Origin of the sequence: Hanamia caeni, assembly GCF_003721595.1 — a bacterium.
Classification (GTDB): domain Bacteria; phylum Bacteroidota; class Bacteroidia; order Chitinophagales; family Chitinophagaceae; genus Ginsengibacter; species Ginsengibacter caeni.
This window is the reverse complement of the sequence record NZ_RJJR01000023.1, coordinates 19,765-45,437: the sequence shown is the minus strand read 5'-3', so window position 1 is coordinate 45,437 and position 25,673 is coordinate 19,765. Positions and strand designations below refer to the sequence as shown.

Annotated in this window: 22 protein-coding genes; 9 read left to right on the top strand and 13 right to left on the bottom strand. The window is 38.2% G+C overall.

Translation table 11 applies throughout. The annotated features are described in order from the left end of the window. Positions 1-28: 28 nt before the first annotated feature. The 6 genes from EFY79_RS19775 to EFY79_RS19750 all read right to left on the bottom strand — a co-directional run bounded on the left by EFY79_RS19775 (position 29) and on the right by EFY79_RS19750 (position 10,882). Positions 29-1,555 carry an NACHT domain-containing protein gene (locus tag EFY79_RS19775; protein WP_123122483.1) on the bottom strand — a complete coding sequence of 509 codons (1,527 nt, stop codon included), beginning with the start codon at positions 1,553-1,555 and terminating at the stop codon, positions 29-31. Positions 1,556-1,677: 122 nt separating this feature from the next. Next, positions 1,678-2,823 carry an SIR2 family protein gene (locus tag EFY79_RS19770; RefSeq protein ID WP_123122482.1) on the bottom strand — a complete coding sequence of 382 codons (1,146 nt, stop codon included), beginning with the start codon at positions 2,821-2,823 and terminating at the stop codon, positions 1,678-1,680. A 185-nt stretch (positions 2,824-3,008) separates the two neighbouring features. Beyond that, positions 3,009-4,631, bottom strand: coding sequence for a type I restriction-modification system subunit M (locus EFY79_RS19765; RefSeq protein ID WP_123122481.1), 1,623 nt, complete (start codon positions 4,629-4,631; stop codon positions 3,009-3,011). Positions 4,632-4,634: 3 nt separating this feature from the next. Continuing rightward, on the bottom strand, positions 4,635-6,560 hold the full coding sequence (locus EFY79_RS19760; RefSeq protein ID WP_123122480.1) for a DUF262 domain-containing protein: 1,926 nt from the start codon (positions 6,558-6,560) through the stop codon (positions 4,635-4,637). Positions 6,561-6,579: 19 nt separating this feature from the next. Next, positions 6,580-7,824, bottom strand: a complete 1,245-nt coding sequence (locus EFY79_RS19755) for a restriction endonuclease subunit S (protein WP_123122479.1) — start codon at positions 7,822-7,824, stop codon at positions 6,580-6,582. A gap of 91 nt (positions 7,825-7,915) precedes the next feature. After that, positions 7,916-10,882 (bottom strand): type I restriction endonuclease subunit R, encoded by a 2,967-nt coding sequence (locus tag EFY79_RS19750; RefSeq protein ID WP_123122478.1) that lies wholly within the window; start codon positions 10,880-10,882, stop codon positions 7,916-7,918. A gap of 819 nt (positions 10,883-11,701) precedes the next feature. Between EFY79_RS19750 and EFY79_RS19745 the strand changes: the two genes are divergently transcribed. The 3 genes from EFY79_RS19745 to EFY79_RS19735 all read left to right on the top strand — a co-directional run bounded on the left by EFY79_RS19745 (position 11,702) and on the right by EFY79_RS19735 (position 13,140). After that, the gene (locus EFY79_RS19745) at positions 11,702-11,920 is read left to right on the top strand and encodes a hypothetical protein (protein ID WP_123122477.1); all 219 of its coding nucleotides are present in this window, start codon (positions 11,702-11,704) and stop codon (positions 11,918-11,920) included. A gap of 107 nt (positions 11,921-12,027) precedes the next feature. Further along, entirely contained in the window at positions 12,028-12,501 is a 474-nt protein-coding gene (locus EFY79_RS19740; RefSeq protein WP_148041983.1) for a hypothetical protein, read from the top strand. A gap of 15 nt (positions 12,502-12,516) precedes the next feature. Beyond that, positions 12,517-13,140: a hypothetical protein gene (locus EFY79_RS19735; protein ID WP_123122475.1), complete on the top strand. Its 624-nt coding sequence runs from the start codon at positions 12,517-12,519 to the stop codon at positions 13,138-13,140. 706 nt (positions 13,141-13,846) lie between these two features. On the opposite strand, the gene EFY79_RS19730 is transcribed toward EFY79_RS19735, so the two are convergent. After that, the gene (locus EFY79_RS19730; RefSeq protein WP_123122474.1) at positions 13,847-14,527 is read right to left on the bottom strand and encodes a response regulator transcription factor; all 681 of its coding nucleotides are present in this window, start codon (positions 14,525-14,527) and stop codon (positions 13,847-13,849) included. A gap of 165 nt (positions 14,528-14,692) precedes the next feature. Then, entirely contained in the window at positions 14,693-15,241 is a 549-nt protein-coding gene (locus tag EFY79_RS19725) for an REP-associated tyrosine transposase (protein WP_199727597.1), read from the bottom strand. 708 nt (positions 15,242-15,949) lie between these two features. On the opposite strand from EFY79_RS19725, the gene EFY79_RS19720 reads away from it, so the two are divergent. Then, positions 15,950-16,858, top strand: a complete 909-nt coding sequence (locus EFY79_RS19720) for a patatin-like phospholipase family protein (RefSeq protein ID WP_123122473.1) — start codon at positions 15,950-15,952, stop codon at positions 16,856-16,858. Between the two features lie 75 nt (positions 16,859-16,933). Next, positions 16,934-17,782: a 3-keto-disaccharide hydrolase gene (locus tag EFY79_RS19715; protein ID WP_123122472.1), complete on the top strand. Its 849-nt coding sequence runs from the start codon at positions 16,934-16,936 to the stop codon at positions 17,780-17,782. 3 nt (positions 17,783-17,785) lie between these two features. On the opposite strand, the gene EFY79_RS19710 is transcribed toward EFY79_RS19715, so the two are convergent. Then, complete coding sequence (locus EFY79_RS19710; RefSeq protein ID WP_123122471.1) at positions 17,786-18,757, bottom strand: aldo/keto reductase; 972 nt, start codon at positions 18,755-18,757, stop codon at positions 17,786-17,788. Between the two features lie 256 nt (positions 18,758-19,013). On the opposite strand from EFY79_RS19710, the gene EFY79_RS19705 reads away from it, so the two are divergent. The 4 genes from EFY79_RS19705 (at position 19,014) to EFY79_RS19690 (ending at position 22,650) form a co-directional block, all read left to right on the top strand. Then, complete coding sequence (locus EFY79_RS19705; protein WP_123122470.1) at positions 19,014-19,979, top strand: ligand-gated ion channel; 966 nt, start codon at positions 19,014-19,016, stop codon at positions 19,977-19,979. A 124-nt stretch (positions 19,980-20,103) separates the two neighbouring features. Further along, complete coding sequence (locus tag EFY79_RS19700) at positions 20,104-21,687, top strand: amidohydrolase (RefSeq protein WP_233578065.1); 1,584 nt, start codon at positions 20,104-20,106, stop codon at positions 21,685-21,687. 237 nt (positions 21,688-21,924) lie between these two features. After that, positions 21,925-22,449: a hypothetical protein gene (locus EFY79_RS19695; protein ID WP_123122468.1), complete on the top strand. Its 525-nt coding sequence runs from the start codon at positions 21,925-21,927 to the stop codon at positions 22,447-22,449. Between the two features lie 9 nt (positions 22,450-22,458). Continuing rightward, a complete protein-coding gene (locus EFY79_RS19690; RefSeq protein ID WP_123122467.1) occupies positions 22,459-22,650 on the top strand; it encodes a hypothetical protein in 192 nt (63 codons plus the stop codon). 163 nt (positions 22,651-22,813) lie between these two features. Here EFY79_RS19690 and EFY79_RS19685 read toward each other — a convergent pair whose 3' ends face one another. From EFY79_RS19685 to EFY79_RS19670, 4 genes are all read right to left on the bottom strand, one after another. Continuing rightward, positions 22,814-23,773 carry a phosphodiester glycosidase family protein gene (locus tag EFY79_RS19685; protein WP_158605261.1) on the bottom strand — a complete coding sequence of 320 codons (960 nt, stop codon included), beginning with the start codon at positions 23,771-23,773 and terminating at the stop codon, positions 22,814-22,816. 149 nt (positions 23,774-23,922) lie between these two features. Further along, entirely contained in the window at positions 23,923-24,465 is a 543-nt protein-coding gene (locus EFY79_RS19680) for a carboxymuconolactone decarboxylase family protein (protein ID WP_123122465.1), read from the bottom strand. Positions 24,466-24,554: 89 nt separating this feature from the next. Next, positions 24,555-25,106: a carboxymuconolactone decarboxylase family protein gene (locus EFY79_RS19675; RefSeq protein ID WP_123122464.1), complete on the bottom strand. Its 552-nt coding sequence runs from the start codon at positions 25,104-25,106 to the stop codon at positions 24,555-24,557. A gap of 19 nt (positions 25,107-25,125) precedes the next feature. Beyond that, positions 25,126-25,668 (bottom strand): carboxymuconolactone decarboxylase family protein, encoded by a 543-nt coding sequence (locus EFY79_RS19670; protein ID WP_123122494.1) that lies wholly within the window; start codon positions 25,666-25,668, stop codon positions 25,126-25,128. Between the last annotated feature and the right edge of the window lie 5 nt (positions 25,669-25,673).

Sequence of the window (25,673 nt, the reverse complement as noted above, 5' to 3'; positions counted from 1 at the left end):
GACACGACCTCGGATAAATTTTATCTCTTTAAATATTTTCAAGCAGTCTACTTTCACTAGTATTGCTTGATTTAGTTTTCATTATTTTAAATTTATTACCTGAAATCCAATTTACTTCTATATCTTTATTTCTTACATCCAATATTTTTTTATAGAGATCCGTATTTAAATTATTAAATTTATCATACATTTTTGGCAGTAAAAATTTGTGCCTTTTTGAAATAATAATGTCTTCAATCAATTTTTTTGCAAAGTCATTATTTTCCAAATTATACTTGATTGTGTTTTCATTACCATTGACAATTCGTTCTGAATATCCATTATAGGCAAGAAAGAACTCATAAATTGATTTATGGGAAAACTTATAATCTCCGCCAGAATTTCTGTTTAAAAGTGACCTACTCTTAATTTCAATATCATTGAGAATAAGGCTATATTCTTTTGAAATCCTTTGAGCAACTTCCAGCGGAATATACAAGCCATTCTTTTCATAGTTGTTGTATATGAAATCGCTGGCGGCATAAGAAAAATAAATTAGATTTAATTTAAAATCCCATCGTTGATCTTGGGGGTATTTATTAGACTCCCGCTCTATCCAATTATAAATTAATGACTCATAGATGTCGAAATTCGTGGTGAGCCTTATCTCGGAAAGTGTTATAATATCCTTTATGTATGATAATAACATGGGCCGAGCCATTAAATCATTCGTTTTATTTACAACATCAAGCGCTTTACGTTTGTTTGAAAAATCATAAAAAGGGAAAGTTTTCTTAATATACCTCTTAATGTCATTATTGTCGAAAGGAGAGATATATATTTTCTTGATTGTATGGAAACCATTTCCTTGAGTATTGAACTTCTTGATTTTTAATTCGAACGGTTCCTCTACTTCAGAAGAAAAGAAGTGAGTTCGACAAGTTATTATAACAATCGAAAACTCTTTCGCTGATTCAATTAATTCATTGAATTTACTGATTATTTCTGAATTATCGATTGCAGGCAACTCATCGAAACCGTCAAGCAGAAGAATGGTTTCATGCGGGTTTTCAATCGATTTAATATTTTTAACTAAAGTTTCAAAGTTCTCCCCTAATGGGAATAATTTAATCTTTTTCTTAAAAATATTAACATAATTGAGTGCTGTGAATCGCATGTATAAATTCACCATAAAGGTGGTTTTTCCCATACCTGAATCTGCTAGTATTAAATAGAATCTGTTTTCATTTTCAACTACTTTAAAAACTTTTGCCATAAAAAATTTTAGTAAATCTTCTCGCGCCGCAAAGGCAAATGATTGTTTTAGATTAATTTCATTAGCTGGATCAATATTTTGGCATTTTGTCCTAATGTACTTTTTCTTGGCTTGTTGGATAAAGCCAACTGTATAATATGGAAACAAGCTTTTTTCTATTCTTTTTGCCTTTACTTTTTCTATCACAAATTTTCCAATTTTATACAAACTGACAACGATTATAGGAGGTGTAATTGTCTTAATAAAAACGTTTGCCCCGTTTACAAACCAGCTGTATAATTCGCTTAACATTTCTTGCATATAATGAGTATAAAAATTGAGTAATTACGTGAAAGCATCAATATTCATTGATTGGGCAATCTTCATTTCAGTTACTCTCAATATCGGTAATCACACACCTAAGCCCCTAATGGATAGTCTTACTAACAATACTTTTCTACAAACGTCTTCACACCATCATAGTGAAAAGTCAACTCTCTTCCGCTAAAAAAATTCTTGTACCGATAACCGGCTGTTTGCCATCGAAACTTTTCTTCACAATTATCAGGATTGTCGGACGGTCTAAGAACTACTTCAATCTTCGCACTTGATGGAATCATACGAGAAAGAAGTTGTTTAAATTCAAAATCTGCTAGAGGAAAAGAATAACCCATAAATACAACTTTTGAAGCTTCGCTTAATTCTATTCCTGCATTTTGCCAGATTAATTTATTCTGAATGTTATTAAGATTCTTAAGAAACGTAGGTGTTATTAAGTTTACTCGAAGTTGATTAGAATAATGTTTCTTCTCATTAAAATTCTTTTCACAATGTCTACAAAACTTCTTACTGTAAACGTAACCTCCCGCAAATCTTTTATAGAGTGATACATATAATCTCTGACACTTTGGACATTGCAACCAGTTTAAGGAGCCGTGTAATTTTAATAATTTTACATTATATCCTCCTTTACCTAAAGCATACAAACCTGGTTTTATATCATCAGCATCTTCTTTAAGTGAACTTATGTAACAGCAATAATCGATTACTCCTAAGAATGGCATTCCCTTGGGTTTAGGATCGGAACAAAGTCTGGAATAAATCGCATTATCAAGCATGATGTCCCAGTTTGTAGTTATAACCGATACTCTATCTTCTTTTTCATCTTCAAGCCTTTTTTTACACTGAGCTACTAAACAATCAGCAAATTGTTCAATTGTTAATTTATCCTTCTTACTCTTAGCAATTGATTCCCGAACAGCCAAAATCACAAGTCGATTAAGTGTATCCCTCAAGTCCAATAATTTTGTTGGTGAAAGTTCCCTAAATGATTCCATTTCTACCAAAGATTTATCAATAGGAGTATAGATATCCTCAAGAGAATAAAACGCTTTTTGATCATCTGAAACTCTAAGCTGATCAGTGAGGAAAGAATCCATCTTTTTAAGCCAAGGCCGTGCTTTTGAGTTTTTTTTGAATGATTCTTTAAGTTGATAAATCTTCTGGATGATTTGTGCCTGAGAAGGTGCGCCCGAATCCATAGAAAAACCTGCTCCAAGTATGTATACCGTCTTATTTCTTACTGCCATCTAAAGTCAGTTTTTGGCATAAAAACAAATTTTCTTTGGAAAAATTCTTCAAAGAAATTGTATTTAAAATCCTTACTAAAAAATATATTAATTAATTTACTAAAGCTTGTTTAAAGAGTTTCTTTAATGACTTCTTTATTTTTTAGCCGAATAATAAGGGTAGTAATTCTACTAAAATATACCCCTCACACTCCCTCCAATCCCAGCTCCTTCAAAAATTCATTATGCCTCCTCTGCGCATCTGCTGCTTTCTTTTCAATCTCCACCAGCTTTTCATGCACCACTTTCAAATCAATTATTTCCTCGTCAATAGCCGTACTAACGTATCGTGAAATGTTTAAGTTATAACCATTCTTCTCAATCTCTTCCATTGAAACACGGCGGGAATAGCGGTCTTCTTCAGTGCGGTTTTTATAGGTGTTTACAATCTTTTCAATATCATTTGGCTCGCCGTCTTCGCCGTCGCGCAGGCGATTCTGGCGTTTGCCTTTTTCATAATGCTCGCTGGCATTGATGAAGAGTACATCATCAAACTTCTTACATTTTTTCAGCACCAGGATACAAACCGGGATGCCGGTGGAGAAAAAGAGATTGGCCGGTAATCCTATCACCGTATCAATATTTCCATCCTTTAAAAGTTTTGTGCGGATTCGCTCTTCTGCACCACCACGAAATAAAACACCATGCGGTAAAATAATAGCCATAGTACCTTCCTTGCCTAAAAAGTGAAACCCATGTAATAAGAAGGCAAAGTCTGCGGCCGATTTAGGTGCAAGGCCATAACTTTTATAACGGAAATCTTCTCCCAATACTTCGGATGGCTCCCAGCGATAACTGAATGGTGGATTTGCTACCACAGCATCAAATTCCATTTTCTTTGCCGGGTTCATTTCGTTAAGTATACCCCAATCGTTTTGCAATGAATCGCCATGATGGATTTCAAACTCGGTATCCTTTACACCATGCAGCAGCATGTTCATGCGGGCAAGGTTGTAGGTAGTAATATTTTTTTCCTGTCCATAAATTTTACCAATTCCATGCTGGCCCATTTGTTTGCGCACATTCAAAAGCAGCGAGCCGGAACCACAGGCGAAATCATACACATTATCCAGCTTTTTCTTTTTGCCCAAAGAAGGGTCCTGGCTGTCGAGCGTTACAATTTCAGAAAGGATGGTTGATATCTGTTGCGGCGTATAAAATTCACCGGCCTTTTTACCGGAACCGGAAGCAAACTGGCCAATCAGGTATTCATAAGCATCACCGAGGATGTCGGTGTTGGTAGAAAACTGAGCGATGCCTTCTGCAATCTTTTGAATAATGGTACACAGCCTTGCATTGCGTTCTTTATAATTTCTACCCAGCTTTTCAGAGTCAAGATTGATTTCTGAAAACAAGCCCTGGAACGTGCTTTCAAAAGATTGATTTTCGATATACTTAAAACCACTTTGAAGTGTTTTCAGCAAATCTTCATTTTGCGTGCGGGCTAAATCAGCAATGTTGTTCCACAAATAGGGTGGCTCTATTACATAATGTACTTTACGGCGCATCTGCTTTTCAAACTCCACCACATCGGCTTTATTTTCTTTGTACCAAACCGATAATGGCGGACGCTTGTTTTCCTTTTCCAGGACAGGATAATCCCTGCCCAACTCTTTTTTTGCAGAGGCTTCATAGTTATCTGATAAATACCGCAAAAACAAAAACGAAAGCATGTAATCGCGAAAGTCATCTGCATTCATAGAGCCGCGCAGGTCATCTGCTATTGCCCAAAGTGTCTTACCGAGTTGTGTTTGTTCTGTTGCTGTCATGATTTACTCTATTATACCTACTTGAGATATTTCCCTTTTGTTAAATGCAAATAGTTTTAAGATCATATCAACCATTACTTCATTTCTTGATTGTATGGATTCTTTTTTCCATTCAGGTGCATTAGCAATTGTAAATTTTCTTCCTTTTATTTTAAATTCAATATTGTTTATTGCCATTCCATTTTGATATCCAATTTTTATTTTGTTGCCGAAGATGTTTGCATCAGAACGGGATTGCTTTTTAGAGAAAGAATAGTTGGAAAGTTTTGAATTATAACCGCTCAAAGTTAAATTACCGAGCGAGTGAACCATCTTTTCCTGAATTGATTCAGCTTTCTCTTTGTCGCCAAAACCAATCATTTCAACCCAATCCTTTGGAATGTTTTTTCCTTGAGGAAAAATATGTTCAACTGTCCATACAAAAAGTCCTTTTTCATTTCTTGCCCATAAATCAGGTTTGTATTCTCTGGTGTGTGAAGTTTCATCAAGCTTTGCGAGTAAGTATCTTGCCATACCTTCGTTGTGATAGAAAATATTGTCACCCAACGATTCCTTAAACGTCTCAATTGTTTCCGGCTTGCCCTTTCCTGTTAACAGGGCATCTTCTATAAATGAATAATCAAGCATTCCGTTGTTCTCAATTCGTTTTTCACATTGTTCAATAAGGTCTATGTTGATAGCATCCAGGTCTCTTGTATTTGGGAAGTCTGTAACATTCCTTCGCAAATAATACCTGCAGAATAGGTCAACAACTTTTAACTTCAAATCTGATTCATTAAAGTTTTTTTCGTCCAAGGAAAAAAAGTATAATAAAAAAGTGTAAGATGGTTTCGCGCCTATCCTTGCCAAATCAATTAAAGACTCGGTAAGCTTTGAAACCGGGTATTTTTCTGGTTCAATGAGTTGATTATAAATTTTTGCTTTGCCTTGAAGTTCCTTAAAGATTCCCTCTGCATCTGAACTGATTAGAGACTCATAAATTTTGATTAATGTTGAACCGGTTGCCTTTGGAACTTTCTCCACTTTTATCTCATCCTTAAACTTAAATGCGTTATAGAACTGCCTTAGAAATCGATCTTGTTCTTCGTGCGATGGAAGATTAGAAAGAAGTTTTTGCCATTGGTTATATGAATCGTCAATATGTTTACCATGATTTTTCTCAAGTACCGCAAGCATTTTGTTTTTGATGATGTCAATGCCGGAAAGCGGAACGCCCCTATTATTTAGCGTTTCAAATAGCATGAAAGCTTTGGAATGACTTGTTTCTGAAATTAAAATAAAAGCAAGCCTGTTTATTCTATCAAGCAGGTCCTTTAAACCACTCCATTCATCTGAAATATGGTCATAGAAATATTGATATGCCTTATATATTGAACGATTTCCACAATTTCTAGGCTTAGGTAATTCATCAATCAATTCAACTTCAGAAAGGATGAATTTATAATCGTCAAGATTCGAGAATTGTGATGAAGGTTGAACACGAAGAAAGCAAATTGAACTATCACTCTTAAAACCACCTGTAGGGATTTTTGATGAAAGGGCTTTGATTTTTTTCAAGAGTTTTTTTCTAATGCTGTTCAAACTGTCTGTGTAATCATCGTCGTCAACAATTTCAGGTTGTTGTTCTGGTAGATCAAATTTTAATTTATAATAGATCGCCATTAACATTAAGGAGATAGTGGTTAAGCGTTGTTGTCCATCAACTACATCGTAAATTAGTTCCTCACTTGGAGTAAGTTCTTCTTTCTCATGAACGCAAATAACGGAGCCCATATAATGCCCCAGGTCACTGTCGTAAATATCTTCTATTAGCTTGCTCCAATTATTTTTACCCCAAGTGTATTCTCTCTGATATTTAGGGACATGGTAATGCCATTGATTTCCTTCAATCGACAGCAAACTTGCTATTGTAGCTTCTTCTGGCTTCATCTTCAGTTTATTTTTGGTTTTAATTTGTTTCCGGAAACAATCCCTGCATCAATCCTTTTTTATGCTCTTTCAACGCTTCAATTTTTTCTGTTTGTGAAGTAATTAAATCATCTAAAGAAGAAAGGCAGGAGGCAATTTTTTGTTGCTCGCCCAAGGTTGGAAAATGTATTTTAATCTTCAGAAAATTACTGAAATGGACACGTCTTTTCTCTATCAAAGAGCCAGTAGCGATATCGTTGTAATGCGTAATCATTCCATAACTTCTAAAATAAATATCACAAAATTTAGAATCAACCGAATAGTCACAATGAAAAATATTGTAATACTTTGAAAGAGCAACAATTTCATTACCTGCATGTCTTGCTATTGCCCCGAATCTCAAATTCATAGGATTATAGGCAAAATCATTAGGATATACTATTTTATAGGCATCTTCTTCATCCTTAACAAGAAAAGCCCGTTCATAGCGTTCAGTTTTTGGTGTCACTCCATTCTCAATTGTTAAACTATAAAGGGGAGTCTTATTAATTGGAGATTCATTTCTTTCGGTTATGAATTCATTTAATTCTCTAATCTTCCACTCCCCACTATCCTTAAACTCTGGAAAACGCAACTTAGGCACTCTTTCCCCTTCGGCGGGAAATAGCTGTTGCATCAATCCTTTTTTATGAGTTTTGAGCGCTTCGAGTTTTTGGCTTTCTGCTGTAATGTATTCATCTAAAGAAGAAAGGCAGGAGGCGATTTTTTGTTGTTCTGCTATATTATCCGGAAGTAATACTTTGCTTTTTCGCAATTCATCCATATTGATTTTACATGGAACTGCATTCAACAGGGATTTACTTCTTATCTCATTCTGATAATAATCAGATTGAAAAAAGGAATGCAAATAATATGAGTCAAACCTTTTAGATTTTTTTACAACAGCTAATGTAACATAAATGCTAAATTCAAAATCCCAATCTACAATCTTTGAAAATCCGATGTTTCCAATTCTTGTTATCAAGATATCGCCTTTTTCAGGTTTATTCTTAGTCGTGGCAATTAAGTAATCTTCCTGAGAAATAAATTTATTTTTATTTCCACTTACTACATTTTCAACACTAAAAAATGGAATACCTTTTTCAATATATTTTGGTGTTTGATGCGTACCGTCAAATATTGCAGATGATATTTCTGCAAGAGTTTTCTCGTCCCACTCCCCATCATCCTTAAACTCCGAAAACCTCAACTTCGGCACTATCTTACTTTTTATTTCTTTACTCATTGTCTGAACTATGATTCATTTGATTTTGTGATGGACTGTGATTTTTATTCAAACCTATAAGGTTCGAAAACCTTATAGGTTTATGTAAGATTTACTCATACGCATTCAACCCTGATATTTCACGACCCTGCGCTCGTTTTTTTAATAACGGAACCAGGTCATTCATCAATGCCAATTCTTCTTTTGCACGCTCTTTCCAGCCTAGTTCCAAAGGCGCTAACAAATCACTCAATTTTGTTCCGTCAAATATCATTCTGTCTAAAATGCCATTTACAAAACTTTCCAGCGCTGTTGTTTGCAACCTGTGTTTTTGGGCAATATCAGCTAATTCCTTAGCTAATTTTTCTTCTTTAAATTTTTCATAACCATCTTTTATTTCATCTACAGAGCGTCCTTTGTCCCATTGCAGGCTTTTGATATAATCTACCAGTTCGTCACGCTCACCCATCAGGTTGGCGCTGGAGCTTAGCAAATCAATAATCTGCTCCATCGTCATTTTTTGCTTTGCGGGCTTATTCTGCATGTTTCCGGCTAACAGCTTCATGATATAATCATAATCCACCACTGCAGAAGCAAACAATACAAATTCAAAATCTAATTGCTGCACTTGCGGATTGGCATTTTCTCCTTCTCTTACCATTACTTCCTTCAACTGTTTGGCTGTTTCAAGATAAGCGCCTTTAAAAGACCGAAGCTCTTCCTGCGGAAGCAATTTTTCAATTATTTCTTTGTTTACTGGCGTTAAATCAGTGTATTGGTCAAGCTGTGTTTTCAGCCTTTGCACTTCTTTAAAGTGGTTGATAAATTCAGCGCGGGCAATATCTCCCTGCAGGTTATTTACTTCTTCCGCTTTACATTCCAGTCCCCGCGATTGCATAAACTTATTCAAAGCAGCCACAGCCTTTTCGTATTTTCCAATAACCACCGGGGCAGATTCCACCAGCCATATTTCTTTAGCCTCTTCTTTTTTCGCACCGGAAAATAATTCTATCGCTTCATCCACTGCTGTTTGTTGTTTGCGAAAGTCCAGGATATTTCCATAAGGTTTGGTATCATTCAAAATCCGGTTGGTGCGTGAAAAAGCCTGTATGAGCCCATGGTATTTCAGGTTCTTATCTACATACAATGTGTTTAGATATTTCGAATCAAAACCTGTGAGCAGCATATCCACCACAATCACCAAATCTATTTTGTTGGCACGCGGGTAATCTTCATTGGAATACTTTTGGTCTTTGATGCGTTGCTGTACATCCTGGTAATACAAATCGAATTCGCCGATAGTGTGATTCGTGCCATAGCTTTTATTATATTCGGCTATAATGGCTTTTAAAGCCAGTTTCTTTTCATCGGGCGCTGTTTCATTATCTGCTTTTTCCTGTGGCAAATCTTCCTGAAGCTGCTGTACATCTTTATTGCCTTCGGCGGGTGGCGAAAACACACAGGCGATATTCAGCTGTTGAAAATTTTCATCTTTTTCCTTCCTTTCGATTTGTCGTTGTTTAAAAAGTTCATAATACTCGATGGCTTCATTGATAGAGCCGGTAGCCAAAAAAGCATTAAACCGCCGTGAATCGGTAGCGGCATCATGTTTATTTAAAATAGCTTCTGCCACTGCCAAACGATGCATTGAGCTGCCGGTATTTACCTTTCCATCCGGTTTATAATAGTCCACATGAAAGCGCAATACATTCCGGTCTTCAATGGCATGCGTGATGGTGTAGGCATGTAATTGCTTTTGAAAAACATCCTGCGTAGTTTTAAACGAGCCTTCCTGTCCGTCTTTTTGTACATAGCTTGCATTTTGTTCAAAAATGGGTGTACCGGTAAACCCGAAAAGTTGCGCTTTAGGGAAAAAATCTTTTATCGCCTGGTGGTTATCACCAAACTGAGAACGATGGCATTCGTCAAAAATGAAAACAAAGCGTTTATCCCTAAGTGGTAGTAACCGTTCCTTATAATTTTTTTTATGATTGGCATCTAATGCCAGTCCCAGTTTTTGAATGGTAGTAACAATCACTTTATCGGCATAATCTTCTGAAAGCATACGTCGCACAAGGGTTTCCGTATTGGTATTTTCTTCCACGCACCCCTCCTGGAATTTATTGAATTCTTCACGGGTTTGACGGTCGAGGTCTTTGCGGTCAACCACAAACAAACATTTATCTATGTCAGGATTGTCTTTTAATAAAGTAGACGCTTTAAAAGAGGTCAATGTTTTGCCACTGCCCGTGGTATGCCATATATAACCATTCCCACGGTTTTGATGGATGCAGTCAACAATGGCTTTTACCGCATATATCTGGTAAGGGCGCATCATCATCAGCTTTTGCTCACTTTCTACCAATACCATGTAGCGGCTAATCATTTCACCCAGCGTACACTTGGCCAAAAACTTTTCAGTGAAATCATATAAGTGCGTGATTTTTTTATTGTCTTCGCTTGCCCATTGGTACACCGGCAAATAGCGTTCATCGGCATTAAAACTAAAATGTTGATTGCGATTGTTGGTAAAATAATAAGTGGTGGTTCGGTTGCTCACGATAAATAACTGCATAAAGCAAAGCAGCGAATTAGTATAGCCATTACCAGGATCATTTTTGTAATCCACAATTTGCTGCATAGCACGGCGCGGGCTTATCTCCAACGTTTTCAACTCAACCTGTACGACCGGTATTCCATTGATCAGGATGATAACATCATAACGATGATTACTATTTTCAGTATTCATCCGCAATTGATTAATTACTTCAAATTCATTTTTGCACCAGTCTTTTATATTAACAAGTGTGTAATGTAAAGGCGTGCCATCTTCACGTTGAAAAGTATTTATCTGCCGCAGGATTTTAGAGGCAGCAAACACATCCGGATTTATGATCTCATCACGCAGGCGAAAAAATTCACTGTCCGTTAAATTAACCCGGTTTAAGGCTTCGAATTTCTTGCGAAAGTTCTGCTCGAGGGCTTTACGATTCCTGATATCAGAACGGAAGGTATATTTAAGATCCGTAAACTTACTTATAAAGCCATATTCAATTTCAGATTCGCTAACGGAATTCATTTTATAATTATAAAGTTTTACAGTTTACTGTTAGAAGCAGCAGTCAGAATCTTCGGAGTATTTTGCAAAGTTTCTATTATCAAATATACAGATATTGAAATAAAATTTTCAGGAAAAAGCAAAACGGGAAATCATCTTATTTGCCGGACTTTGCCGTCTGGCAGGTCTGCCTTTGCCGGTAGGCAGGTTCATTTACTGCCAGATTATCAGACCTATAGCATTTGCTATACCACAGAAAGCCGGGCCAACCCTTATAGGTTTTTTTAAAACTGTCTCCCGAAAACAGGAATATCACCTAAAAAATAAACACTGATCCGTAATAAGAAAAACAGTTGTCAATCTTTTTCGGTAATCACAAAAAAAGCAGGCAAACAATTGCGGGAAAAGCAAGCATCAGTAATAAAAATAGCCAATCCCTTCTTTAAAAAAACCAATAATTATTTTTTAAAGTGAATTCCTTCTTTAAAAAAACCAATAATTATTTTTTAAAGTGAATTCCTTCTTTAAAAAAGCCAATAATTATTTTTTATAGTGAATTTTTAATCAAAAAAAGTGAATCCCTTCTTTCAAAAAACGAATAATTATTTTTTATGGCGAATTTTGTCTTTAAAAATGAAATTTTTGAGTTTTTATTGAGCCTATTTTGTCTAAGAAGAGGATTTTTTCGTCAAAAAAACCAATAATTATTTTTTAAAGTGGATTCCTTCGTCAAAAAAGTGAATAATTATTTTTTAAAGTGAATCCCTTGATAAAAAAAGTGAATCCCTTCGTCAAAAAAATGAATAATTATTTTTTATAGTGAATTCCTTCGTCAAAAAAATGAATAATTATTTTTTATGGGGAACTTTTTCTCTTAAAAAAATGGGGCTTTTTTCAAAAGAGCCGAGCTTTTTGATGAAGGAGGTAAAAATCAAAAAATCAAAAATTGAGGGTTTTTGCAGGCGGCCATGTAAAATTTACGGTGCAGATGAAGGCTTTTTTAAAAAATTTTTGGGCCAAACAAGAGGCCGCCACTACGTAAATACCGGGGGAATGTAATAAACGGATCTTTATTTTTTCTACGTAATATTACCGATTTTTTTTGTGGGAAAAGCTGCTTGCTTTGCATCGTGATGTTGAATCACAAAAATGCAAAACCCAGGAAAATGAAAACCAACCCCCACCACCCCACAGGCTTCGGCTCCTGCTCCGACAGGGCCCTGGCCGAAAAAGCCACCGCCTTTTACGATGCCATCAGCAACCATACCGGACTGGCAAGCTCCCCGCCGGGCTTTGAAACTTTTAATGCGGCACGCCTGGCCTTCATGGAGGCTTTGGAGAAAGCTACCCCACGCACCAGGGCCGACGTAGCGGCAAAGAATGCGCACAGGCGTAAGCTGGCCATTGGGATGGCAGCGCTAAAAGATTATGTACCCACGGCACCGAATCGCGAGGCAGTAAAGCTGGAAAAACCGGCCTTTTTTAATCTGCCTATAAGCCGGCCTCAGCCCGTGCGCAGGAAAACCGGCAAGGCGGCTTCGGAAAAGCCGGGCCAGTTCCTGCTGGTGGTTATGTTCCTGAAAATGATACAGGGAATGCGCAGCTATTGGCATGCCGCCGGCAGTAATCAACATTTGTAAACAAAATCCATAAATATGAAACAGGTCGCAAAGATCAATCTCAGCTTCGGTCAGTATACTGACGCAGCTTTCGGCGAAAAAGCCGGCGCCATCTATGATGGCATGAACAACAGTACCGTATTTACTAACCCGGTGCCCACGATGGAAGTCCTCAACACGGCAAGACTGGCCTACCTGGCTGCCCTTGATAAAGCTTCTTCACGCAGCAAGAACGACGTTGTGGTGAAGAATGCCTTAAGGCAGTCGCTGACCGACCTGCTGGTGGAGCTGGGACACTATGTAACCCTGACTGCCAAGGGCGACTTAACCATGCTGACAGAGTCACGCTTCAACCTCCGCAAAAACAGGGAGCCCAAGCCTGAGCTGCAGCAGCCTAAAAACCTGCAATTGGTGAATGGCATCAACCCGGGCGTGCTCATCATGAGCGTGGACGCGGTAAGGGGCGCGCGCAGCTATTCTTTCGAATATACGCCTGACCCGCTTGGGCCAGACAGCGTGTGGGTGAAGATAGCGGGCACTACCCGGAAATGCACGATCAACAACCTGCAAAGCGGTCAAAAAATCTGGGCCCGCGTGGCGGCAGTAGGTGTGAGAAACCAGTTTACGTACAGCGAGATACAGGGGAGGACGATTCAGTGAGGAGTGAGGAGTGAGGAGTGAGGAGTTATGAGTGAGGAGTGAGGAGTTAGGAGTTATGAGTTATGAGTTATGAGTGAGGAGTTATGAGTGAGGAGCTTTTAGCTTTTGGCTGTTAGCGTTTGGCTTTTAGCCTTTAGCTTTTAGCTTTTAGTGAGGAGTGAGGAGTGAGGAGTTATGAGTTATGAGTTATGAGTTATGAGTGATGAGTTATGAATGATAAGTGGGGAGTGAGAGAGGGGTGAATTGGTTAATTTTTAATTTTGAGAACCATCTGGAAAGGTGGTTTTTTTTATTGGGGGGAGTTGGGCTATTAGCTGTTGGCCGTTTGCTTTTTGCTTTTAGCCTTTAGCCTTTAGCCTTTAGCTTTTAGCTTTTAACTTTTAGTGAGGAGTTATGAGTTATGAGTTATGAGTTATGAGTTATGAGTGGGGAGTGAGAGAGGGATGAATTGGTTAATTTTTAATTTTGAGAACCATCTGGAAGGGTGGTTTTTTTTATTGGGGGAGTTTGGCTGTTGGCTGTTAGCTTTTAGCTTTTTGCTTTTAACTTTTAGCTTTTAACTTTTAACTTTTAACTTTTAGCCTTTAGCTTTTAGCTTTTTGCTTTTAGCTTTTTGCTTTTTGCTTTTTGCTTTTTGCTTTTAGCCTTTAGCTTTTAGCTTTTGCCTTTAGCTTTTAGCTTTTAACTTTTAACTTTTAGCCTTTAGCTAGTACATGCTATCAGCAAACGGATTAAGCAAAACCCATAAGAGCTGGAGAAAAATAATTCCCTGTGAACGGGCGTAATTGATGCAGCCGACGTTGTTGTAGGCTTTGGTTTTGGCGCGGATATTTCTTTTGTGGGCCTCAACGGTGCGGCGGCTGGTGCCGGTGCGGGTGGCGATTTCCTTGTCGGAAAATTCCTGGCAGATGAGCTCCAGCACCTGCAATTCTTTTTTGGTAAACGTTACCTCGCCGGAGCCGGGGCCAAGGAGACGTCTGTGGTGCGCTTCCAGGTGTTGCAGGGTGAGCGGGCAGTAATATTCTTCGCCATTGCCTACGGTATAAATGGCTTCCAACAAATCTTCATCCGAAGCAGCCGTCATCACAAAACCTTTGACACCCTTTCTTTTCAACTGCCCGATAAGGGCCGGTGGAAACTGCGGGTAGCAGGCGATGACCGAAACCGGGAATGCGGCCTGGCGCAGGTTTTCAAAAGACGGGCTTTTGTCGGGGAGGCTGGTAATGATGATCCACGCCAGTGGTGGTTCAGTATTTTGTGAAGGAGTCCCGGTGTTGGGAAGCGCTTCCAATATTTCGATGTCGGGTGCTGTGGTGAGGACGTTTTTCACGCCTGTCCTTTCGAAGGTGTTCTCAGAAGCAATTATTATTTTAAATACAGGTGACATGGTTTATCACAGGATTTTTAGCAGTCTTATATAACAGCGGAAGGGGAAAAATTATTGTGGTTTGGGGGAGCTTTTGTCGGCGTTGCGGGGAGCTTACATATCTCGTTTAACCGTCATCGCGAGAAGCCCCCGCCATGGTTCGTGTCCCACGAACCACACTTTACACTAACTTTGCAAAACCCCGCCAATATGCTTTATAAATCCGAAATTATCAATTCCTTTTTCATAAAATGAAGCGGAGGAGTAAAAATAATCCTGCGGCTCTTTACATAAGTTCCATCTTCCCACACACGGATTATAGTGGATATAATCCATTTTTTGGTTCAGCGTTTGCTTCTTTAATAATTCAAATGCCAGTGAATCTCTCTGCCAAAACTCATGCTGCTTATTGGCAGCATCAACACTATATAATTTTAAATCGCCGGGCCTATTTATTTGCAAGTATTTTTTAAAAGCATGCGCCGTATATTTTAAAAATGAAGCATGCGGTTGCTCTTTCCCATTCATTTTCATTAATTGCCAAACAAAATGCACGTGATTCGGCATGATGACAAATGCATAAATTTCTATTTTCTTATTCGTAACTAAATATTTCAGGGATGAAATAATTACTTCCTTTAACTCATCTTCCTCCAATAATTTATTCCAGTCGTTTATAGTTGCTGTCCAAAAATACAGCTTGCCAATATCCATATGAGATTTTCGCAATTCCATTTGTTTCATTTAATAAATATATGATAATCTAAAAGCTTTTAGCTTTTTGAAAAACATTATTCATATTTACCATTATAATCAATAATTCAATAATGATCTTTTAAAAAGTGGTTCGTGAGACACGAACCAAGGCGTGGATTTTCGCAATTCCATTTGTTTCATTTAATAAATATATGATAATCTAAAAGCTTTTAGCTTTTTGAAAAACATTATTCATATTTACCATTATAATCAATAACGAACCAAGGCGTGCTAAAAAGTGGTTCGTGAGACACGAACCAAGGCGGAGAGCTTGCCAATATCCATATGAGATTTTCGCAATTCCATTTGTTTCATTTAATAAATATATGATAATCTAAAAGCTTTTAGCTTTTTGAAAAACATTATTCATATTTACCATTATAATCAATAATTCAATAATGATCTTTTAAAAAGTGGTTCGTGAGACACGAACCAAGGCGTGTGACTTGTGTCTTGTCTAAAAAGTGGTTCGTGAGACACGAACCAAGGCGGAGGAGTTCGTGAGACACGAACCAAGGCGGAGAATTGAAATTCATGTTATTTTTTGCTTTGCTGTTTATTTTAATAAACAAATTCATAAATCTTTTCATAAACCTTTTGGGTTATTATTTCTTTATAGAGTAATTTAGAAAATACTTTTCCGAATCGTATGCTTCGGATTCATTTTTCTAAAACATCTGACATCACATGAAAGCATTGGTAATATCGGGAGGAGGAAGCAAGGGAGCCTTCGCAGGTGGCGTTGCACAATTTTTAATTGAAGAATGTAAAAGAAACTATGACATTTACCTCGGAACGTCTGCAGGGTCACTGCTGATTCCATTGCTATCTTTAGGAGAAATTGAAAAGCTACACTCGGTTTTTACTTCTGTTACCCAAAATGATATTTTCAATATTAATCCTTTTGTAATTCATGAAAAAGATGATACTTATAAAACGTCCATCAATCATCTTGGGATTGTGAGAATGTTTTTAAAGCACAAGAAAACGTTTGGCGAAAGCCTTAACCTGCGCGATCTCATCAGGAAGTTTTTAAGCAAGCAGGATTTTTTGAAAATAAAAAATGCCCATGCCGATGTGGTAGTTACAGTTTCCAATCTTACCACCATGCAAGTAGAATACAAATCCGTTAAGGTAAGTACTTATGATGATTTCTGCGATTGGATTTGGGCTTCGTCTAATGTGGTGCCTTTTATGAGCCTTTTGCAAAAAAATAATTTCGAATATGCTGACGGCGCCCTCGGTAATAATGTTCCCGTCTACAAGGCTATTCAAATGGGCGCTACCGATATTGATGTCATCGTTTTAAAAAATAAAAACCACGAAATACAAAAGCCGCCGGTGCGCAATGCATTAGAGCTTACTGAAAGAGCATTTGATTTTATGCTCAATCAAATACAGGTAGATGATTTGATAATCGGGCAAATGGAAGGCGTACAAAAAGACGTAACGCTTAACATTTATCAGCCAACCCAAACCCTCACGGCAAATTCATTAATATTTAATCCGGAAAAAATGAAAGAATGGTGGAATCTTGGCCTGCAATATGCAAGAGAAAACAGCCCTAATTGCCAAAGCCTGAAGGCTGCTGTTTAATTTTTTTTAATCTCCTATTTTTTTAATCAAAAAAGTCTATCTTTTGCCAAACATTTTATTATAAAACCTGAATTCATGAAAAAATATTTTGTCTTAATCGCTTGCCTGGCATTAACGTTTACCGCTCTTTCCCAAAAAAAGAACCAAGACGGCTGGACGCAAATGTTTAACGGAAAAGATTTAACTGGCTGGGATATTAAGATTGAAGGCTATCCTTTGAATAATAATTTTGCCAACACTTTCAGGGTAGAAAATGGCTTATTAAAAGTTTCTTATGATGGATATGGCGGGATGCTGAATAACAGGTATGGCCATATATTTTACAAGAAAAAATATGCTGCTTACCTGGTTGTAGTAGAATACCGGTTTTATGGCCAACAGCCAAAAGACGGGCCGCAGTGGGCTTATCTCAATAATGGCATTATGTTGCATTGCCAATCTCCGCAAAGCATGTGGCTAAAACAGGATTATCCCATCTCAATTGAATGCCAGCTTTTAGGAAGCGACAGTATTGCCACACGAACCAATGCCAATGTGTGCACCCCCGGCACCAATGTGGTAATGGATGGCAAATTGAGGACAGACCATTGTATCGGTTCTGATTCCAAACCGAGCCCCGGCTATGAATGGGCTCACGTAGAAGCGCTTGTATTAGGCGATTCGGTAATCAAACATATTGTAGGCACAGACACCGTGCTGGTTTATGAAAAACCAAGTATAGGCGGAGGCAATGTAAATAACTACGACCCCGCAATTAAAAAAGATGGGCAATTATTAAAAGACGGTTACATCGCTTTACAAAGTGAAAGCATGCCCACTGAATTCAGAAAAGTAGAAATCTTTGACCTGGGCCCCTATCTTCATGACCCGGTGAAATTAGCCGCGATGATTAAAAAATTGCAGCACAGGAATGATAAGCGCTGAGCGCTATTGTGACCATTCTGTGGGCAGCCTGTCCCAGCGGTGTTTTTTCAGCTCTTTGAGCAGTTCGTCGCTCAGCGGCTTGCCATCGCCGGCGCTCATATTAGAAGCTACATGATTTACTTTTCGCATACCCGGTATCGTTACAGACACATCCTGGTTGCTCAAGATAAACCTGAGCGCCATTTCAGGCATCGTCATTCCTTTCGGAACCAAAGGCTTCAGCGCATCTGCATGCTCTACACTTGAAATTAAATTTTGGCGCACAAAATAGGTGGATCGCCAATCATCAGGAGGAAATGTTGTTTCTTTTGTCATGGTACCGGTTAAGGTGCCTTCATCGAATGGCACCCTCGCAATGACTCCCAGGTTCAGTTCGCGGCAGAGTGGAAACAATTCATCTTTTGGCGCCTGGTCGAAAATATTGTAGATCACCTGCACAGCGTCTATCATGCCCGTGCGGAGGGTTTCGAGGCTATTTGCCGGCTCCCACCGGTTAATGCTTATGCCCCACGCTTCTACTTTGCCCTGCTGTTTTAATTTTTGGGTTGCTTCTTTCCATTCATCCTCCTGCGCCCAGGCATCTTCCCAAACATGAAATTGCTGAAGATCTATTTTTTCAATACCCAGGTTTTTCAGACTTTGTTCCGTGTACTCAATTATATATTCTGCAGGAAAAACATCCTTTAAATGAAATTCAGGCCTGGATGGCCATTTGCGGTTTTTAGGCGGAATTTTCGTGGCGGCATATAATTTTTTATCCCCGTTTCTTTTGATCAAATCCCTGAGAATTTGTTCACTACGGCCGGCGCCATAAGCCCAGGCAGTATCAAAAAAATTGCAGCCGAGCTCCACCGCGCGATCAAGCGCTTTATTTACTTCACCAATATCTGAGCCGGTCCAGCCAGCCATTCCCCACATGCCATAGCCGACTTCACTTACCAGCCAGCCTGTTCGTCCAAAAGTTCTGTGTATCATACAATATTTTTTTTTCAAATTTATCCTTTAGTAAGGGAATAAAACTCCCTTTTTTGAAAAAAAAAGATTTATGAGATGTGGCTGTATTAAGGGAAGGAAGCCATGTGTCTGCCATGATAAAGAATTTTTTAAAAAGTGATAGGAAAGGCTAATGGTACGAAGAATGTGATTGCACAATTGCCTTTGAGCCCGGATTTTTAAAATAAAAAATTATTGCCTGTTAAAATCCTTTTAATAAATTCGTTTCTATTTTAAAATGAAAAACAAATTTCCTGTTGCCATTTTTTCGATGGTTCTGTTTTTATTCTTCTCTAAATCGCTTCTGGCGCAGGATTCAACACCGGACACCGTCAGCACAGGAATTTACATTACGAGCATCCACGATATTGATTTCAAACAAAAAGAATATACCATCACCTTCTGGCTCTGGCTGAAATACAAAAACAAAGATTTTGATTTTCTGAATAACCTCGAAGTGCCTCACGCAAAAACTGTAAGCCGGTCGTTTGCCACAGTTGACAGCAGCGACGGCAAAATTTATATTTTGATGAAGCTGCAATGCGTGATGAAGGATAGCTGGCGCATCCGGAATTTTCCTTTTGACAAACAGAAATTAAGATTATCCATTGAAAACTCGCAATACGATTCGAAATCGCTGGTCTTTGTCAGAGATACACTTGGAAAAAATTACGATCCCCGTTTCACACTTAGCCAATGGAAAATCGACAGTTGCCTGATCTCCACCGGTATCAACAAATATGAAACCGCATTTGGAGATCCATCTGTTCCAACAGCTCACACGGAATACAGTTCCTACAAAGTAGTCGTAAATATCAGCCGGAATGCCAGTGGATTATTTTGGAAAATGTTCCTGGGGATGTACATCGCATTTTTAATAGCCTATGTTTGTTTTTATATTCATACTGACGCAATAGATTCCCGTTTCGGAATCAGCGTGGGCGCGCTTTTCGCGGTTATCGGCAATAAATACATCATAGATTCTTCGCTGCCGGAAACTACTTCTTTCACGCTCGTAGATACGCTTCACGGGCTTACACTTTTTTTTATTCTCGCCATTATCTCAGCTACGGCTTATACCCTTAAACTCGTTAAAGCGGGCAAAGAAAATAAAGCGCGAAAATTTGATCTGCTCATCGCGCAGGTTTTTTTATTCGTGTATCTGATGTTGAATGTCTATTTTATTTTCGCGGCAGCCTCCTGAAAATCGCAATTTTAAAAAGCACGGCCTTGTTCATTTCTGCGGATAATATTTGTATTTTCAATTTAAAAATTTGTTTTTAATGAAGAACTTCTTATTGCTCATTCTTTATTTTAATTTGCCTTTCATGAAATCAAAACAAAAAATTGACCTGCTTATTTATAATGCTACTGTTTATACTGTTGATAAAAATTTTTCTCAGGCCGAAGCAATCGCCATAGATAATGGAAAAATAATTGCGACAGGAATCACGCAAAAACTAGAAGAACAATTTGATGCAAAAGAAAAAATAAATGCAAAAGGAAAATTTGTTTACCCGGGATTTATTGACGCCCATTCGCATTTTTTTGGTTATGGATTAGGTTTGCAGCAAGCCGACCTGGTGGGCACTACAAGCTGGGAAGATATTTTGGAGCGATTAAAAAAATATTCAAAAATCCATAAAGAAGGCTGGATTACCGGCAGAGGATGGGATCAAAACGATTGGCCGGTAAAAGAGTTTCCAACGAATGAAAAACTCAATCAACTGTTTCCTGACCGGCCGGTGGTTCTATCACGGATTGATGGCCATGCTGCTATTGCGAATGATAAAGCACTGGAGCTAGCCGGCGTAAAACCTGGTCAAAAACTGGAGGGTGGTGAGGTTGAGTTGAAAGACGGAAAACTCACGGGCATTTTAATTGACAATGCTACAAGCCTCGTGTATTCGAAAGTTCCAAAGCCTGACGAGTCCCAATTGAAAGAAGCTTTGCAGGCCGCAGAAAAGAATTGTTTTGCGTATGGACTTACAACGGTCGCTGATTGCGGGCTTGATTACGAATCTGCCTTATTTGTTGATTCACTGCAAAAAAATAATGCGCTAAAAATGCGTATGTACATTATGCTGAGCGACCGTAAAAAGAATTTTGATTTTCTTTTTCAAAACGGAAAAATAAAAACAGACAGATTAAATGTTTGCTCATTTAAATTTTTTGCCGATGGCGCTTTGGGTTCAAGAGGCGCTTGTTTATTACATCCTTATTCTGACAAACCGGGTTGGAGTGGTTTTTTGTTGAAGCCTGAACAGCATTTCGACTCGATGGCTAAAATGATTGCGGCGCATGGGTTTCAGATGTGTACGCATGCCATTGGCGATTCAGCAAACAGAATGATCTTAAAAATTTATGCAAAATATTTAAAGGGAAAAAATGACAAGCGCTGGCGCATAGAACACGCGCAGGTAGTGAATAAAAACGACTTTCATTATTTTGGAGATTACAATATCGTTCCTTCTGTTCAGCCTACGCACGCCACTTCTGATATGTATTGGGCCGGCGACAGGCTTGGAAAAGAAAGATTGAAATATGCTTACGCAAATGAAGAATTAAAAAATGAGAACGGCTGGATTCCGTTGGGCACTGATTTTCCGGTGGAAGATATTTCGCCCGTCAAAACATTTTATGCGGCTGTGTTTCGCCAGGATGCGAAAGGCTGGCCTGCCGGTGGTTTTCAAATGGAAAACGCATTGAGCCGTGAAGAGGCGATTCGCGGAATGACCATCTGGGCGGCAAAAGCTGGTTTTGAAGAAAAGGAAAAAGGAAGTTTGGAAAAAGGGAAATTTGCAGACTTTGTTTTGCTCGACACCGACCTGATGAAGGCTGATGAAAAAGAAATTTTGAATACAAAAGTGCTGATGACTTTTGTAAATGGGGAGAAGGTTTTTGAGAAGTGAATTATTGGATTATTGGATTATTAAATTATTGAATTACTAAATTGACTTATTGTTCCATTCTTATTTAATTGATGATTGATTATTTTATTATTGTGGAACAGAATTAAGAATCGATTTATTTATCCATTTACTGTTAGGCAGGTTTGTTTATTGTAATCAATTAACAAAATTTGGCTGCAATCCGTTTTGCCAGTTCAATTTCATAATTGTTTTGACGAATTCACTTATTTTCGACAAATGGCAAAACATAAACCAGTTGACATTGAAATTGATAAACTCACACGTTCAATTGAAAACGCAATAACTGGTGACATTTTTAAAACAGAAGTGCTTAAAGTAACTTCAAAAGACATCAAGTCACTGAAGAAATCAGACTGGCTTTTTGATTGGAAAGCAGAAGCGAATCAAGCCAAGAAAACAGTTTACAAGCTTGTTATCATTGACAATCCAACAATCATTCAGGGACTAATAAGTTTGCAAGACCAAGGTGACCATATTTTCATGCCATTAATCGAAAGTAACAAGTTCAACAAAGGAGTTAAGAAAGTATATTTTGGAGTGCCGGGAAATCTTGTAGCTTTTGCTTGCAAACTTTCTTTTGATAAAGGTTATGGTGGTTATATTTCATTTGAAAGTAAAACTACGCTAATTGAACACTATCAAAAGGCCTTAGGTGCACATGTACTTTTTGGCAATATCATGGCAATTGGTACAAAGGAGGCTCGAATACTTATTCAACAATATTTTCCTGGAAATTCGTAACTTACAATCATGATTAAAGAAGAAAAAAATATTGACTTTTATACAACAGGCAGACAACCTTCCGAAAAGGAATTCGCAAAAATTAGTGAATGGATTAAAAAAGATAAAGAGAAGAAGCTTCTATATAAAACAAGAAGCGTCCGAAAAAGAAACACCACAGCCAATAAAAGGATTGCTTCAAGAAAGATTAATGATGAATGATGTACTCTGGGATGAAAAGATGAAAATATCAACTCAACATCAGGCGCTGGTTTTAGGAAGAATATAAAAGGCAAAAAATAACCCGGACAGATTAATGAATTGGGATAAAGTTTCTAAAAAGCTTAAATCATAAAAGCAAATCTTAAATTACTTCAACATTTTATTATTTTTTCTCTACCAAAAACACAGAAGGCACCGGGCGCTGAATTCCTTTGGATGAAGGCGTATTGGTTTCTTTTCCATTGATGAGCATACAACTGCTTCCGCCACCATCAAGGTTTAGCGCCTCTACACAGCCAAGGTCTTTCAAAATTTTTGCTTCCTGCAACAACGTTAAACCTGCAGCACTATCGCTTCTTCCCTCACAAACCCAAATAATAATTTTTTGATCTTTTGTGTATCCGATCGCAGTTCGCGGTTCACGATTAAAAGCGGCTCTTCCGGCAAACTTTCTTTCTTCATCGTTGGATATTTTAATTTCACCATCCTGCACCAGCACAGGGCCTCCGCCGATAGCTGTCTGAACCTTCCATTTTGAAAATTTCACCGGTTTGTACGATCTTTTATAAATTGTTGTAAGATCAATTTTCTGTGAAGAATCTCTGATGGAATGAACAGGATTTTCTGAGTGAAAAGGAAATCTTTTAGATGAATCTGTGAACGTCCATGCTATGTCGGCTTTCCTTTTTTTTGAAATTCCAAATGTTCCTGTAAAAGAATGAACCCAGGTTAATGTATCTTTTCCTTTTGCCGCAATATCTTCATCATTGTAACTTACTAATTTTCCATTTTTTACTACAAGATTTAAATTTTGATTAGTAGCAAATGAAAAAAATGAACAATTTACCACCAGCAGCGGGCGCATATTTTTATCATAAAACTCTGAAGGAGTCAGTCTCCTATGGCTTGCAGTATCAGTGGTAAATTGCAAATTTCTGTTCTTTAAATCCGCAATTGCATAGTACATAATGTTTGGCTTTCCTTCCATATCAGAGGTTGATTTATAAACATGCATTGATGCGGGAAGTGGCTGATACAGCGAATCCAGGTTTTGCCACGTTACCTGTCCGTTAGAATAAAAGGCACAAACAGAAAATAACAGAATGAAGCAAATCTTTTTCATCTTCATTAAAATAGTTAGAACATTCAGTATAAAAGCTAAAAGTAATCATCTTAAAAATAAAGAAAACAGGATTTTAGAAAAAATTTCCTAAAAAAACGGCAACATGGATTACCCATAGTTGCCGCTACTTTCACTCATAATCAAAATTATTATACGCCGGCATTAGCATAGCCACGCTCGGCAAGCATTTTTCCCATTGGCATAAAAGCTTCGTCTTCTTTTGGAGCCCAGGTAGCAAGCCCATCCACATAACGGTTGTACATGCAGAAGGCCGCAGCAATTAAAACGGTATCATGAATTTCTATGTCAGTTGCGCCGGCGTCCTTAGCGTTTGCAATATCGTCTTCCGTAACATACTTTCCACCCTTCTGTACTTTGCCGGCAATCTGAAGTAAAGCTTTCATTTTCGGCGATACGTCTGTATTTGGAAAACCCTGTTTGATCTCGGTTAAAAAATCAACAGGTTTATTTAAAAGATTTGCAGCAGCCGCTCCATGCGAACTATGGCAAAAATGACAATCGTTCCAATAAGAAACCGAAGAGGCAATCATTTCTCTTTCACCTCTTGTGAGCGAATTATCATGCACCAATAATACTTCGGCGAGACCGTTTAGCGGCCCTGCCGTTTCAGGCCGGAAATTTAATAAACCAACGATTCCGGGCATTTCGTTTTTAAGTTCAATGTGTGCCATATTATTTGAAATTGATGTAGTGTTAAAAATAAAAAATTAAAAATTTATTGATTTACTGTTCCATCGCAATATATGAATTGATTATGAAATCATTTATACAGATCGATATCAGCATATCCTTCATCTGCCCGCCATACAGCCCTTTCAACATACAATTGCCTGTCTGGTCGGGCCCAGGTTCCAAGCCCGTCTACATACCGGTTGAACATGCAAAATGCGGCAGCGATTAAAACGGTATCATGAATTTCTTTATCGGTTGCGCCAAGTGCTCTTGCTGTTTTAATTTGTTCAGCAGTCACATTTTTTCCACCTTTTTGTACGCTGCCGGCGATAGAGAGCAATGCTTTTAATTTTTCAGAAATCGCTGCGGATTGATAATCTTTTTTTATTCCATCAATCGTCTGCATGTCGCATGCAAAATAATGTTGCGCCATTGACCCATGAACATTCTGGCAATAAAAACAATCATTCAGCGAGGATACATATGCACCAATCATTTCGCGCTCGCCGCGCGAAAGCGTGTTGTTATCATCATGCAATAAAACTTCGGCAAGCGCATTCAAAGGCTTTGCTGTTTCAGGGCTGTAGGCCATCGGGCCTCTTATGCCCGGTAGTTCGTTTCCCAAATCAATGTGTGCCATAAAATTTTTATTTAGTTAATTATTTATTAGAAGGTGGAGTGTATCCTTTTGCCATGCGTTTTCCCATTTCTTCATATTCTGCAGGGTCAGTCGGAGTAAAACTATTAAGTCCATCCACATACCTGTTAAACATGCAAAACGATGCGGCAATCAATACAGTATCGTGTATCTCGCGGTCATCTGCCCCCAATTTTCTCGCAGCTTCAATATCTTCGGGCTTTACTTCCCTGCCCAATATCTGCACTTTGCCAGCTATGTGCAGCAAGGCTTTCAGCTTATCGCTCACGTTTGATTGATGCATATCTTTTAATACATCATCTACGGTGTCTATTTCATCGCCGTACAAACATCTCGCCGCAGCGGCATGGCTTTTCATACAAAATAGGCAATCATTACGATAAGAAACATAAGCCGCAATCAGCTCTCTGTCTGCTTCCGGTAGCGGCGATTCTCCGCGCAATAAAACCTGTGCCAGGTCATATAAAGGCTTACCGGTTTCGGGTCTGAACATAACTAACGAACGAATACCCGGAACGCCCTCAGGAACATTGATGTACGCCATGATTT

What these genes read in the sequence shown, in the direction of transcription:
- EFY79_RS19735 (WP_123122475.1), top strand. Translation starts at nt 12,517, where the DNA reads ATGAAACAGGTCGCAAAGATCAATCTCAGCTTCGGTCAGTATACTGAC.
- EFY79_RS19745 (WP_123122477.1), top strand. Translation starts at nt 11,702, where the DNA reads ATGAATAATTATTTTTTATGGGGAACTTTTTCTCTTAAAAAAATGGGG.
- EFY79_RS19765 (WP_123122481.1), bottom strand. Translation starts at nt 4,631, where the DNA reads ATGACAGCAACAGAACAAACACAACTCGGTAAGACACTTTGGGCAATA.
- EFY79_RS19700 (WP_233578065.1), top strand. Translation starts at nt 20,104, where the DNA reads ATGAAATCAAAACAAAAAATTGACCTGCTTATTTATAATGCTACTGTT.
- EFY79_RS19775 (WP_123122483.1), bottom strand. Translation starts at nt 1,555, where the DNA reads ATGCAAGAAATGTTAAGCGAATTATACAGCTGGTTTGTAAACGGGGCA.
- EFY79_RS19690 (WP_123122467.1), top strand. Translation starts at nt 22,459, where the DNA reads ATGATTAAAGAAGAAAAAAATATTGACTTTTATACAACAGGCAGACAA.
- EFY79_RS19725 (WP_199727597.1), bottom strand. Translation starts at nt 15,241, where the DNA reads ATGGAATTGCGAAAATCTCATATGGATATTGGCAAGCTGTATTTTTGG.
- EFY79_RS19720 (WP_123122473.1), top strand. Translation starts at nt 15,950, where the DNA reads ATGAAAGCATTGGTAATATCGGGAGGAGGAAGCAAGGGAGCCTTCGCA.
- EFY79_RS19715 (WP_123122472.1), top strand. Translation starts at nt 16,934, where the DNA reads ATGAAAAAATATTTTGTCTTAATCGCTTGCCTGGCATTAACGTTTACC.
- EFY79_RS19685 (WP_158605261.1), bottom strand. Translation starts at nt 23,773, where the DNA reads ATGAAAAAGATTTGCTTCATTCTGTTATTTTCTGTTTGTGCCTTTTAT.
- EFY79_RS19695 (WP_123122468.1), top strand. Translation starts at nt 21,925, where the DNA reads ATGGCAAAACATAAACCAGTTGACATTGAAATTGATAAACTCACACGT.
- EFY79_RS19675 (WP_123122464.1), bottom strand. Translation starts at nt 25,106, where the DNA reads ATGGCACACATTGATTTGGGAAACGAACTACCGGGCATAAGAGGCCCG.
- EFY79_RS19710 (WP_123122471.1), bottom strand. Translation starts at nt 18,757, where the DNA reads ATGATACACAGAACTTTTGGACGAACAGGCTGGCTGGTAAGTGAAGTC.
- EFY79_RS19730 (WP_123122474.1), bottom strand. Translation starts at nt 14,527, where the DNA reads ATGTCACCTGTATTTAAAATAATAATTGCTTCTGAGAACACCTTCGAA.
- EFY79_RS19705 (WP_123122470.1), top strand. Translation starts at nt 19,014, where the DNA reads ATGAAAAACAAATTTCCTGTTGCCATTTTTTCGATGGTTCTGTTTTTA.
- EFY79_RS19755 (WP_123122479.1), bottom strand. Translation starts at nt 7,824, where the DNA reads ATGAGTAAAGAAATAAAAAGTAAGATAGTGCCGAAGTTGAGGTTTTCG.
- EFY79_RS19680 (WP_123122465.1), bottom strand. Translation starts at nt 24,465, where the DNA reads ATGGCACACATTGAACTTAAAAACGAAATGCCCGGAATCGTTGGTTTA.
- EFY79_RS19740 (WP_148041983.1), top strand. Translation starts at nt 12,028, where the DNA reads ATGAAAACCAACCCCCACCACCCCACAGGCTTCGGCTCCTGCTCCGAC.
- EFY79_RS19670 (WP_123122494.1), bottom strand. Translation starts at nt 25,668, where the DNA reads ATGGCGTACATCAATGTTCCTGAGGGCGTTCCGGGTATTCGTTCGTTA.
- EFY79_RS19750 (WP_123122478.1), bottom strand. Translation starts at nt 10,882, where the DNA reads ATGAATTCCGTTAGCGAATCTGAAATTGAATATGGCTTTATAAGTAAG.
- EFY79_RS19760 (WP_123122480.1), bottom strand. Translation starts at nt 6,560, where the DNA reads ATGAAGCCAGAAGAAGCTACAATAGCAAGTTTGCTGTCGATTGAAGGA.
- EFY79_RS19770 (WP_123122482.1), bottom strand. Translation starts at nt 2,823, where the DNA reads ATGGCAGTAAGAAATAAGACGGTATACATACTTGGAGCAGGTTTTTCT.